This window comes from Nitrospirillum amazonense, assembly GCF_029594735.1.
Taxonomy (GTDB): Bacteria; Pseudomonadota; Alphaproteobacteria; order Azospirillales; family Azospirillaceae; genus Nitrospirillum; species Nitrospirillum amazonense.
In genome coordinates this window covers 298,716-310,949 of record NZ_JARPAF010000002.1, presented here as the reverse complement: position 1 = coordinate 310,949, position 12,234 = coordinate 298,716, and the positions used below count along the sequence as shown (strand labels likewise).

The following is a 12,234-nucleotide window of genomic DNA, read 5'->3' as shown; positions in this document are numbered from 1 at the left end:
CTGGCCGATCGACGGATTGGCCAGGGCCCTTGGCTTTTCTGCCCTAGCTGTTTCTGATCGCACCATGACGGACGATACTCCCGCCCAGCACCGCGCCCTGCTTTACGGGCGTCGTCGCGGCCGGCCGCTGCGCCAGCACCGCACCAGCCTGATCGAGGCGCTGTTGCCGCGCCTGCAGCTGGATCCGCCGGCGGCGGGGGGGATCATCGATCCCGCGACCCTGTTCCCCACTCCCAAGCGCGACCTGTGGTTCGAGGTCGGCTTCGGCGGGGGGGAGCATCTGGCCCAACAGGCGGCCGCCAACCCCGAGATCGGCTTCATCGGGTGCGAGCCCTTCATCAACGGCGTCGCCAACCTGCTGCAGCATGTCGAGGCGCAGAACCTGTCCGGCAACATCCGTGTCTGTCCGGATGATGCCCGTCCCATCCTGGACGCCCTGCCCGAGGCCAGCGTGGGCCGCGTCTTCGTGCTGTTCGCCGATCCCTGGCCCAAGCTGCGCCACGCCGAACGCCGTTTCATCGGCCCCGCCAACCTATCCCGCCTGGCCCGCGTGCTGCGCGACGGCGCCGAACTGCGCCTGGCCACCGACGACCAACAGCTGTGCCGCTGGATGCTGGAGCATACCTGGCGCCATCCCGATTTCGAATGGCTGGCCGACAGGGCGTCGGACTGGCGCGTGCCGCCGGCCGACTGGGTCCAGACCCGCTACGAGCAGAAGGCGCTCGAGGCCGGTCGCGTACCGGTATACCTGCGCTTCCGCAGGCGGGATCGTTAGTTCCTCAGGCGCCGGCGTGGCCATCCGGCCACTTGGCTATCCTCAGTTTCCAGTCCGCTTGCGCTCCCCGGAAACTTCCGGCGGCCCCGTCGGGGCCTGCGGCATGAGGTGGTGCCTCATGCCGTCTTTGGCGCGTTGATCGAGTCAGGCGCGAGGGGTCGCGCCCAGCAGTGCGTCGGCGAACTGGTCCATGGTTTTCTGCGACAGGGCGGTGTTGTTCATCAGCACCACGGTGCGCCGGCCGTCCAGCCGATGGCCCAGCACCAGGCGATAGCCCGCCGTGCGGCCCGTTTCCCAACCCGCCGGCACAGTCCGACCCTCGATGGTCAGGCGGCGCACCCGGCCGCCCAGGGCGTAGTCCTCGGCGGGCACCTCCACATGCGTCAACTGGCGGTGGGACTCCCCCGTGAGGAAATCCGTGTCGAACACCAGGTGGGCGGCGCGCATCAGGTCGGGGGCCGTGCTGGCGTAGCCGCCGGAGGCGGCCAGATAGGGCCGGCGATCATTGCGCCAGCGGTCGGGCGGGTTGACGGTGCGATAGGACGGCGCCGCGCCTTCCAGCATCGCGTCGGTGGCCCCCGTCGCCTTCAGGCCCAGCGGGTCCAAGGTGATGGAGCGTACCGCCGCCTGGAAGGGCATGCCGGTCACCCGCTCCACCGCCGCGATCACCACGATCCAGTTCACCGGGTGGTAGTCGAACCGGGCGCCCGGTTCGAACGCCAGGTCGCCCTGGCTGAAGCGGGTCAGGGCCTGGGCGGTGGTCAGGTCGGTCTGCAGCAGGGTGGGGTCGGCCTTGGCCTCGGCGATGAACAGGTTGGGCAGGCCGCTGGCGTTGCACAGCAGGCGCCGCAACGTCAGCCTGGCGCCGGTGTCGGCGCGATAATCGGGCAGGGCCCGCGTCAGCGGCGCGTCCAGGTCCAGCAGGCCGCGCTCCATCAGCTTCAGCACGGTCACCGTGGTCAGCCATTTGCTGATGGAGGCAATGGCGTAGGGGGTGTCGGCCTTGGCCGGCACCTTGGCCTCGATATCGGCATAGCCCACGGTGCGGACGTAATCGGCCTTGCCCGCACGGCCCAGCATGACCACGCCCTGGAATCCGGCATCACGGACGAAGGCATCGACCACCGTGTCCGGATGATGGGCGGCGAAAGCGGACGTGGACAGCAGCGGCAGGCCGGCCCCGGCCCGCAGCACGGCGCGGCGGTTCAGCATGGCAGCAACTCGCCCACCTGGTGGGTGATCAGGTCCAGATCCTGCGGCCGGGACAGGCGGTGGTCGCCGTCCTTCACCAGGGTGATGCGGACATCGTCATGGGTGATGGCTGCCGCCAAATCCAGGCTGGTCTGCCAGGGCACGTCGGGGTCGCGCTGGCCGTGGATCAGGCGCACGGGCACGGGCGGCAGCGCCAGGGGCTGGTCCAGCAGCAGGTGCCGCCGGCCATCCTCGATCAGGGCTTTGGTGATGGGATATCCCGCGTCGTCATAGAGTGAGGGCTGGCGCCATTCGCCGTCACGCTCCAGCGTGGCGCGGGCCTCGGCGTCCATCCGCGCCCACATCAGCCGTTCGGTGAAGTCCGGCGCCGGGGCGATACCCACCAGCGCGCGCACCCGGTCCGGCCGGGCCAGGGCCGCCAGCAGCATGATCCAGCCGCCCATGCTGGACCCCACCAGGATCTGCGGACCCTCCGTCACCGCGTCCAGCACCGCGACGGCATCCTCCGCCCAGGTGCCGATGGTGCCGTCGCGGAAATCGCCGCTTGAGACGCCGTGACCCTGGTAGTCGAACCGGACGAAGGCGTGACCGCGCTCCTGGGCGTAGGCTTCCAGCGCGGTGGCCTTGCTGCCCGTCATGTCGGACTTGAGCCCGCCCAGAAAGACAATTCCGGGGCCGCGGCCGGGGCTCCGTCGATAGGCTATGGTGGCGGGCCCCCGCTGTACGCTATGTATCGACGTCCCCGCCATGCTTGCCTTCCCCAGATGACCCTGATTCACACCCCCGGCACCGTAACGGCCTCGACCGATACCGGCAATCCCGCGCCGGCCCCCGATGGGGCCAGTTCCGATGGGGCCGCCGATGGAACCACCGTCGCCGGCTGGTTCGGCGGCGGTCGGCCCGTGGTACTGCAGGTCATCCCCAACCTGGTCACGGGCGGGGCGGAGCGGGGCTGCGTCGATATGGCGGCGGCCCTGATGCGCGCCGGCGGCACCGCCCTGGTGGCGTCCGGCGGCGGCCCCATGGCGCGGGAGCTGGAACGCTACAAGGCGGAGCACATCACCCTGCCGCTGGCCTCCAAGAACCCCTTCACCATCTGGCGCAACGCCAGCCGGCTGGAAGCCCTGATCCGCGAGCGCGGGGTGGACATCATCCACGCCCGGTCCCGCGCCCCGGCGTGGAGCGCGTGGATCGCCGCGCGGCGCACCGGCATTCCCTTCGTCACCACCTTCCACGCGCCCTATAACTTCAAGGGTGAGCTGAAGCGCCGCTACAACGCGGTCATGGGCAGGGGCGACCGGGTCATCGCCGTCTCCCGTTTCGTGGCGGAGCACGTGGCCAGCCAGTATGGCGTGGGGCCGGAGCGGCTGCGCACCATCCCGCGCGGCGTCGACACCGTGAACCTGGACCCCGAGCGGGTCAGTCAGGAACGGCTGATCAAGCTGGCGCGCGACTGGCGCCTGCCCGAGGATCAGCGCATCGTCCTGCTGCCCGGCCGCCTGACGCGCTGGAAGGGGCAACTGGACCTGATTGAGGCCATCGCCCGGCTGAAGCGCGACGACGTGCGCGCCGTGCTGGTGGGGTCCGACCAGGGCCGCACCGAGTACCGGGCGGAACTGGTGGCGCGCATCCGCGAACTGGGCCTGGAAGGCCAAGTCACCATCGCCGACCACTGCAACGACATGGCCGCGGCCTATCTGCTGTCCGACGTGGTGGTCAGCGCCTCATCCAGGCCGGAGGCTTTCGGCCGCGTGATCGTGGAAGCCCAGGCCATGGGCAAGCCGGTCATCGTCACCAACCACGGCGCCGTGGCGGAAACGGTGATCGATGGCGAAACCGGGCTGGTGGTCCCGCCGGGCGACCCCGCCACCATGGCCGCCGCCATCGCCGAGGCCCTGGCCCTGGACAGCCTGCAGCGCCGGGCGCTGGCGGCCGACGCCCGCCGCTTCGTGCTGCAGAACTACACCCGCGAACGCATGTGCGACGCCACGCTGGCCGTTTATGCCGAGCTCCTGCACCTGCGCGCCACCGTCGGCATGGCGGCCTATCGCAAGGCGGGTTCGTGACCGTCGCGGCGGCCCCAGACGCCCAGCGCGTCCTGGTCATCCGCCTGGGCGCGCTGGGTGACCTGGTGCAATGCTTCGATGCCTTTCAGGCCATCCGCCGCCGTCACCCCCAGGCCCATGTCACCCTGCTGACCGGGCCGGCCTTCGTCGGCTTCGGCCGGGCCATGCCCTGGTTCGACGACGTCTGGGCCGATCCGCGCGGCCGTAGCCCGCTGGCCTATTGGCGCTTGCGCCGCCAGTTGCGCGCCGGCCGCTTCGACACCATCTATGACCTGCAGAACAAGCCGCGCACCGCCCGCTACTACTGGCTGATGGGGCCGGGGCGCCGGCCGCTGTGGTCGGGCGCCGCCCCCGGGGCCGCCTTTCCGCTGCCCGACCTCAAGGGCCTGCACAACCACGACCGCTACCGCGTCCAGCTGGAGGCCGCCGGCATCCCCGACACCGGCCCCGCCGACCTGGGCTGGCTGGCTGGTGATGTGGAGGGGCTGGCGCCGGAGGGGCCTTTCGTCCTGCTGGTGCCGGGTTGCTCACCGCACCTGCCGCACAAGCGCTGGCCTGCCGAGCGCTATGCCATGCTGGGCCGGCGCCTGGCCGACCGGGGCCTGACCCCGGTGGTGGTGGGCACCGAGGCCGACCGCGACGCGGCACGGGCCATCGTGCGCGACTGCCCCTGGGCCGTCGATCTGGTGGGCCGCACCAGCCTGGGCCAGCTGGCCAGCCTGGCGCGGCGGGCCGAGGGGGCGGTGGGCAACGATACGGGCCCCATCTTCCTGACGGCGGCCCTGGGCTGCCCGACGCTGATGATCATGTCGCACCATACCGATCCCGGCCGCTCCGCCCCCTGGGGGCCGGACGCCGCCTGGATCAAGGTGCTGGACCTGGCCGACCTGGGGGTGGACGCGGTTGAGACCGCGCTGCGCCTGCGGCCCAAGCCCGATGTGGCCCCAGAGGGGGAGCCGGATGGGGAGAGGGACGGGGCAAACACCCCGGTTTAGGCCGATTGTTCCACTTGTTGCGCGCGCCTGTGCCCGGGGGGACACAGCCATGCGGCGCTTATGCCCCGCCAGCCGGCTTACCACCGGGCCCAACGCTTGACAGTTCCGCCCCCGCTACCCAAAGTCGCCTTTCTTCAATTTGGACAAACCCTGAACGCCATGACGACCGCTGAAAACCTTGACCAGCCCCAGATCGCGATCACGTTGCCCGACGGCAACGTGCGAACTTACGCGGCGGGCGTCACGGGCTTGGAGATCGCGCAGTCGATCTCCAAGAGCCTGGCCAAGGCGGCGCTGGCCGTTACGGTGGACGGGGAGGAGCGCGACCTGTCGCGCGCCATCGAGCATGACGCCAAGGTCGCCATCCTGACGCGCGACGCGCCGTACGCGCTGGAGCTGATCCGCCACGACTGCGCCCACATCCTGGCGGAGGCGGTGCAGCAGCTGTACCCCGGCACGCAGGTCACCATCGGCCCGGCCATCGCCACGGGCTTCTATTACGACTTCGCCCGGGATGAGCCGTTCACGCCCGACGATCTGGTGAAGATCGAGAAGCGCATGCACGAGATCGTGGATGCGGACAACCCCTTCACGCGTGAGGTTTGGGACCGGGACGAGGCCATCGCCCACTTCAAATCCATCGGCGAGCATTACAAGGCCGAGATCATCGGCGACATCCCGGCGGGTGAGAAGATCACCATCTACCGCCAGGGTGGCTGGTACGACCTCTGCCGCGGCCCGCATCTGCCGTCCACCTCCAAGATCGGCCACGCCTTCAAGCTGATGAAGGTGGCGGGCGCCTACTGGCGCGGCGACAGTCGCAACCCCATGCTCCAGCGCATCTACGGCACCGCCTGGCGCACGGAGAAGGAGCTGGCGGAGCACCTGCACCAGATCGAGGAAGCGGAGAAGCGCGACCATCGCAAGCTGGGCCGCGAGATGGACCTGTTCCATCTGCAGGAAGAGGCGGCGGGCAGCGTCTTCTGGCACCCCAAGGGCTGGACCCTGTGGCAGGCGCTGGAACGCTACATCCGCGCCAAGCTGAAGGAAGCGGGATACCTGGAGGTGCGCACGCCGCAGCTCTACGACAGCAGCCTGTTCAAGGCGTCCGGCCACTGGGACATGTATGGCGACAACATGTTCAAGATCCGGGAGTCGGTGGACGACCAGGGACGTGAGAAGTTCCTGGGCCTCAAGCCCATGAACTGCCCGGCCCACGTCCAGATCTTCCGCCAGGGCCTGAAGAGCTACCGCGACCTGCCCATGCGCCTGGCGGAGTTCGGCGCCTGCCACCGCAACGAGCCCTCGGGCGCGCTGCACGGCATCCTGCGCGTCCGCGCCTTCACCCAGGATGATGCCCACATCTTCTGCACCGAGGACCAGGTGCCGTCGGAGGCGGCGGACTACTTCAAGCTGCAGCTGGGCGTGTACAAGGATCTGGGCTTCGACAAGATCGCCGTGAAGCTGGCGCTGCGCCCCGACGTGCGCGCCGGCAGCGACGAGGTGTGGGACAAGGCCGAGCAGGGGCTGCGCGACGCCCTGACCGCCAACGGCCTGGAGTTCGAGGAACTGCCCGGCGAGGGCGCCTTCTACGGCCCCAAGGTGGAATTCCACCTGACCGACGCCATCGGCCGCACCTGGCAGTGCGGCACCCTGCAGCTGGACTTCGTGCTGCCGGAACGCCTGGACGCCAGCTACATCGGCGCCGATGGCGCGCGCCACCGGCCGGTGATGCTGCACCGGGCCATCCTGGGTTCGTTCGAACGCTTCATCGGCATGATGATCGAGCATTACGCCGGCAAGTTCCCGCTGTGGTTGTCGCCCGTCCAGGCCACGGTCTGCACCATCACGTCCGAGGCTGACGCCTACGCCGAGGACGTGGCCAAGGTGATGGCCAAGGCTGGCCTGCGGGTGGAGGTCGACACCCGCAACGAGAAGATCAACTTCAAGGTTCGCGAGCATTCGCTGGCCAAGGTGCCGGTCCTGGTGGTGGTCGGCGGCCGCGAGGCGGAGAACCGCACCGTGGCCCTGCGCCGCCTGGGCGGCAAGGACCAGGAGCTGCTGTCGCTTGACGACGCGGTGGCGGCGCTTAAGCTTGAGGCACAGGCCCCTGTCCCTTCGGAGGGAGTGACGGAGGCCGCGTTCTGAGGATAATTATGGTCTGACCAGCGCCCAACGGGGCTGTGGAGAGAAATCCGCAGTTGCGCGGCGCTGGCTTTTCTTACAAGTACACATCCACGTCTTTTTATCCGGTGATGCCGCCCGCCCCGTCCCGGGGCACCCACCCACCTCGCGGCCACCGAAACCAGGGAGAAGGTTCCATAGCCAGGCCCAGCCAAGAGTCGGCCCCCACCCGTGAGGGGCCGCGCGTTAACCGGGAGATCAACGCTCGTTCCGTCCGCCTCATCGACGCCGCTGGCGAGATGGTTGGCGTCGTTAGTCTGCGCGATGCACTGATCGCCGCCGAAGAGGCCGGCCTCGACTTGGTCGAGGTCTCGCCCAACGCCGAGCCCCCCGTCTGCAAGATCCTCGACTACGGCAAGTTCAAGTACGAGGCGCAGAAGAAGGCCGCGGAAGCGCGCAAGAAGCAGAAGATCATCGAAGTCAAAGAGATCAAGCTGCGTCCCAACATCGACGACAACGACTACGACGTGAAGATGCGCAGCGCGCGCCGCTTCCTGGAGGAAGGCGACAAGGTGAAGGTCACCATGCGCTTCCGTGGTCGTGAGATGGCCCACCAGGATCTGGGCATGAACGTGCTGGTCCGCGTGAAGGACTTCCTGGAAGACCTGGCCAAGGTCGAGCAGATGCCGAAGCTGGAAGGCAAGCAGATGATCATGATCCTGGCGCCCCGCTGAGCGCTAAGATCGATCTTCTGATTGCGGCGACCGCAACGGACACCATAGGCCCTCGGAACCACCGGTTCCGGGGGCTTTGTTGTTTTTGCATGTCCTCAGGCGCCCAGCCTACGGCACGGGCCAAAGCCCCATGCGACTGGTATAAGGGGCGAAACGGGATGAGAGAGGGGGAGCCTCATGAAGGTGGCGGGCGAGGCGATGCGGACCATCTGGGTGGAGCCGGACGGACGCACCGTCGGCATCATCGACCAGACGCGGCTGCCCTTCCGGTTCGAGACCGTGGCGCTGTCCGACGCGGCGGCCATGGCCACGGCCATCACCACCATGCAGGTGCGGGGCGCCCCCTTGATCGGGGCCGCCGCCGCCTACGGCATGGCGCTGGCGATGAGGGTGGGTCTGGAGGATGGCGATGTGGAACGGGTGCATGCCCTCCTCATGGCCACGCGGCCCACGGCCGTCAACCTGCGCTGGGCCCTGGACCGCATGCGCGAGGTGCTGCTGCTGACCCCGCCGGGTGACAGGCTAGATCGCGCCTATGCCGAGGCCGCCGCCATCGCGGACGAGGATGTGGAGATCTGCCGCGCCATCGGCCGCCACGGCCTTCACCTGATCCGCGCCGCCCACCAGCGCAATCCGGACCGGCCGGTGCGCATCCTGACCCACTGCAACGCCGGCTGGCTGGCCACGGTGGACTGGGGTACCGCCACCGCCCCCATCTACCTGGCGCATGAGGCCGGCATCCCCCTGCACGTCTGGGTGGATGAGACGCGGCCGCGCAACCAGGGCGCCTTCCTCACCGCCTGGGAACTGGGGCAGCACGGGGTGCCCCACGCCGTCATTCCCGACAACACCGGCGGGCATCTGATGCAGCATGGTCTGGTGGACCTGGTCATCGTCGGCACCGACCGCACCACCGCCAAGGGCGACGTGGCCAACAAGATCGGCACCTATCTGAAGGCCCTGGCGGCCAAGGACAACGACGTGCCCTTTTACGTGGCCCTGCCGTCCAGCACCATAGACTGGACGCTGGAGGATGGCGTCGCCGGCATCCCCATCGAGGAACGCTCAGGGTACGAGGTGGCGTGCATCACCGGGCTGGCCAGCCATGGCGACCTGGAAACCGTGCGCCTGGTGCCGGAAGGCAGCCCGGTGGTGAACTACGCTTTCGACGTCACCCCCGCCCGCCTCATCACCGGCCTCATCACCGAACGCGGCGTGTGCAGTCCGCAAGACCTTGCCCAGCTCTTCCCCGACCACCAGCCGCCGGAACGGATGGCCCAGGTGGCGGTGAATGATGAGTAGGGGCGCTTGCGGCCCCGGCGGCAGGCATGCCCGCCGCCGGGGGACATCTGATACGCGCGGCATTTGAACGTGACCGTTCAAATGCTCCCTCAGGCGCCGGGCGGCGGGCATCCATCCGCCTAGGCTTGTCCTCGCTACGCCCTGCGGTGCTCGCTCCGGCGGCCCCGGTCGGGGCCTACAGCGGCACGAGTCACCATCTCGTGCCGCTGGTATGATATTACAGCGCATCCAACCCCAGTCCGCGCTTATCGACCGGGCCCACCGCCGTGATGGTCCGGCGCACGTGGCGGGCGGCTTCGGTCACGGACTTGATGGTGGGATAGCGGCCGGTTTCCACCATCAGCGACCGGGCCAAGGCCAGGCAGCGGGTCTCGCACAGGGCGCGCATGTCGGGGTCGGCGATCTTCTCCAGGTCGATGTTGTGGGCCAGGCCCAGGATGCGGCGGGTGATCTTGGCGCCGGCATAGCCCAGGGCGTCGGTGAACAGCCGATCCAGATAGGCCCGGCGTTCCGTCTCCAGGCAGGCGGTGCCCTCGGGGCCGGCGAACAGCGCGGCGGGGTAGGCGTCGCCCTCGCCGCTGGTGCGCCACAGGTGCAGGAACTTGGCGCGGAACAGGGTCCACAACTCCTCCACCGTTTGCAGCACCCAGTCCTGGTAGGCGTCGCGGGGGTGCTCCTCCGTGGCATGCCCATCCTGGGACAGGTAGTTCAGCAGCAGGTTGCCGATGATGGCGCCGACGTCGAAGCCCATGGGGCCGAAGAAGGCGAACTCCGGATCAATGACCCGCGTATCCGTCTCCGTCACCATGATGGATCCGGTGTGCAGGTCGCCGTGGATCAGCGCCTCGGGGCTGGCCATGAACTTCAGCTTCAGCCGGCTGGCCGCCAGCTTCCATGCCGTATCCGCCTGCACCGCCTTGGCCGCCGCGTCCAGTTGCGGGCTGGTCCAGCGGTTGTGCGGATGGGTCATGTAGGGCTGGGTGAAGATCACATCCTCCGTCAGGCGGCAGAGGGCGTCGTTGGCGGTGAAGGCCGCCACCAGAGGCCGCTTCTTGGAGGCCGGCAGGGCCAGGTCGCTGGTGGCGTAGAGCGTGCCCGCCAGATAGTCGCTGACATGCTCCGCCAGCCGGGGATAGCGGATGCCCTGCACCAGGCCGCGCCGCAGGATGATGTGGGGGGACAGCCGCTCCATCACGATGGCGTACAGCGTGGGGTCGTAGTGCAGCAGGGCGGGCGCCCGGCCGGCGGCGCCGGCGGCATGCAGGGCCATGGCGCGCTGCTCGAACCAGGCGCGGTTGAGATCCAGGGGCCAGCCCTCGCCCACCAGGCGCAGATAGGGCAGGGACTGCTTGACGCACAGGCCGGCGGGTTTGCCGTCGTGGCCCGGCCCTTCCACCAGGAAGACCAGGTTCAGGTTGCCGTCGCCCACCTCGGTCACCCGCCAGTCGGTGGGGGAACCGCCCAGGCGCGTGGCCAGGGCCGGCACGGCGGCCAGGAAATCGGGCAGGGTCGCATCGCTCAGCGGGGCATAGCCCGGCGGCGTCTCCAGGGTCATGAGTGGCGCACTCCCAGTCGTTTCACCGCCGCCTCATCGGGCGGCGCTGGGAGGTAGTGTGAGCCCGAACGGAAGCATCCGTCCAGGCGCGCATCAGGGGAGCTTTTCGGGAAACTCCAGCGCCTGCGGCGTGCCGGGCGGCAGGTCCTTGGGCTGGCGGCCATAGGTCGCGAAGCGGCGCAGCACCTCGGCCATCTCTTCGTCGTCCAGGATGACCGGCGTGCCCATCATGCGCGCGTGCCAATACTGGCGGGCCAGGCTTTCCACCTCTACCGCCAGGTCCAGGGCGCGGCGCAGGTCGGCGCCGAAGGCGATCATGCCGTGGTTGGCCAGCAGGCAGGCGCGGCGGGATCCCAGTGCCGCCATCATGGCATCCGACAGGGCCGCCGTGCCGAAGGTGGCGTAGTCCGCCACCTCGATGCGGGTGCCGCCGGCCACGGCCACCATGTAGTGGAAGGCCGGGATGGGCTCACGCAGGCAGGCCAGGGCCGTGCAAAAGGTGGAATGGGTGTGCACCACCGCACCGGCCTGGGGCCGTTCCTGATAGATGGCCAGATGCATGCGCCATTCACTTGACGGTACCATGATACCGCGATAACGGCCCTGGAGGTCCATGAAGACAATAGCGTCCGGCGTCAGGGCCTCATAAGGCACGCCCGAGGGCGTCACCAGGAAGCCGCCGTCGCAGCGGGCGCTGACGTTGCCGCTCTTGCCCTGATTGATGCCCAGCGTGTTCATGGCCTGGGCGGTGGCGATCACCGCCTGGCGCAGCGCCTGGTCATCCTCCGGCGGCAAGGTCGTGCCCATCACTCGCCCACCTCTTCCTTGGGGTAGACGCCCCAGACCTCGTCGCGCTGCAGCCAGCCGCGGAAGCCGCCCACATCCACCTGGCACCACGGACCCTTGCACTTGCGCAGCTTGGCGATGACGCCGGGATCCAGCTGGGCCACGGCTTCTGAGGCGGACGCGGCGTCGCGCCGCAGGGTGCGCGATTGCTGGCCGGTGACGATGATGCCGCGCCGACCGGACAGGGTGCTCTGATGCACCCAGCCTTGCGTACCCTCCACATCCCGGATGCGGCGCCACGTGTCGAACTCCGCCGTGATCTCCACCGGCATGCCGGCCTTCACGAACACCCACTCCACGGGATAGCGCACGCCGGGGCCGGTGCGGACATTGACCTCGTTGGACCGCAAGGTGACGAAGCGCGGCACGGGCAGGCCGCTGCGCACCACCGCGTCGGGGTGGGCGGCGTCGCTTTGCGGCTCCCCCTCCTGCTGGTCGCTGGCGGCACCGGTGCCGTCGGTGCCGGTGTGGGTGGGTGGGGCGGCCAGGGCGGTGGCGGTGGCGAAGGCGAGGACGATCGCGGCGCAGGGCAGCACCTGCCGGAAAAAGCGGACCATGGGCGACCGTTTCAAAGGCTGTCCCCGTTGATGGGAAAGAAGGATGGGGCGACGTTTCGGTCCCCAAT

At 69.1% G+C, this 12,234-nt stretch carries 11 protein-coding genes; 6 read left to right on the top strand and 5 right to left on the bottom strand.

Annotation, left to right across the window (positions count from 1 at the left end):
* Positions 1-64 precede the first annotated feature (64 nt).
* Positions 65-775: a tRNA (guanine(46)-N(7))-methyltransferase TrmB gene (gene trmB, locus P5F91_RS07475; RefSeq protein WP_277906924.1), complete on the top strand. Its 711-nt coding sequence runs from the start codon at positions 65-67 to the stop codon at positions 773-775.
* A 144-nt stretch (positions 776-919) separates the two neighbouring features.
* Here trmB and P5F91_RS07470 read toward each other — a convergent pair whose 3' ends face one another.
* Complete coding sequence (locus P5F91_RS07470) at positions 920-1,987, bottom strand: serine hydrolase domain-containing protein (RefSeq protein WP_277906923.1); 1,068 nt, start codon at positions 1,985-1,987, stop codon at positions 920-922.
* Complete coding sequence (locus P5F91_RS07465; protein WP_277906922.1) at positions 1,981-2,625, bottom strand: alpha/beta hydrolase; 645 nt, start codon at positions 2,623-2,625, stop codon at positions 1,981-1,983. Before P5F91_RS07465 ends, P5F91_RS07470 begins: the two co-directional genes overlap by 7 nt.
* Positions 2,626-2,751: 126 nt before the next feature.
* Here P5F91_RS07465 and P5F91_RS07460 point away from each other — a divergent pair, with 126 nt between their 5' ends.
* The 5 genes from P5F91_RS07460 (at position 2,752) to mtnA (ending at position 9,208) form a co-directional block, all read left to right on the top strand.
* Positions 2,752-4,053 carry a glycosyltransferase family 4 protein gene (locus P5F91_RS07460; protein ID WP_277906921.1) on the top strand — a complete coding sequence of 434 codons (1,302 nt, stop codon included), beginning with the start codon at positions 2,752-2,754 and terminating at the stop codon, positions 4,051-4,053.
* On the top strand, positions 4,050-5,048 hold the full coding sequence (locus P5F91_RS07455; RefSeq protein WP_145610842.1) for a glycosyltransferase family 9 protein: 999 nt from the start codon (positions 4,050-4,052) through the stop codon (positions 5,046-5,048). The genes P5F91_RS07460 and P5F91_RS07455 overlap by 4 nt, the downstream gene beginning before the upstream one ends.
* Positions 5,049-5,207: 159 nt before the next feature.
* Entirely contained in the window at positions 5,208-7,196 is a 1,989-nt protein-coding gene (gene thrS / locus P5F91_RS07450; RefSeq protein WP_145610843.1) for a threonine--tRNA ligase, read from the top strand.
* Between the two features lie 173 nt (positions 7,197-7,369).
* A complete protein-coding gene (infC, locus tag P5F91_RS07445; protein WP_322957800.1) occupies positions 7,370-7,906 on the top strand; it encodes a translation initiation factor IF-3 in 537 nt (178 codons plus the stop codon).
* A 177-nt stretch (positions 7,907-8,083) separates the two neighbouring features.
* A complete protein-coding gene (gene mtnA / locus P5F91_RS07440) occupies positions 8,084-9,208 on the top strand; it encodes an S-methyl-5-thioribose-1-phosphate isomerase (protein ID WP_277906920.1) in 1,125 nt (374 codons plus the stop codon).
* Positions 9,209-9,425: 217 nt separating this feature from the next.
* Here mtnA and mtnK read toward each other — a convergent pair whose 3' ends face one another.
* The 3 genes from mtnK to P5F91_RS07425 form a co-directional block, all read right to left on the bottom strand.
* Entirely contained in the window at positions 9,426-10,763 is a 1,338-nt protein-coding gene (gene mtnK, locus P5F91_RS07435) for an S-methyl-5-thioribose kinase (protein ID WP_277906919.1), read from the bottom strand.
* Positions 10,764-10,856: 93 nt separating this feature from the next.
* Complete coding sequence (locus tag P5F91_RS07430) at positions 10,857-11,570, bottom strand: class II aldolase/adducin family protein (RefSeq protein WP_277906918.1); 714 nt, start codon at positions 11,568-11,570, stop codon at positions 10,857-10,859.
* Positions 11,570-12,166, bottom strand: a complete 597-nt coding sequence (locus P5F91_RS07425; RefSeq protein ID WP_277906917.1) for an SH3 domain-containing protein — start codon at positions 12,164-12,166, stop codon at positions 11,570-11,572. The genes P5F91_RS07430 and P5F91_RS07425 overlap by 1 nt, the downstream gene beginning before the upstream one ends.
* Positions 12,167-12,234: the final 68 nt, after the last annotated feature.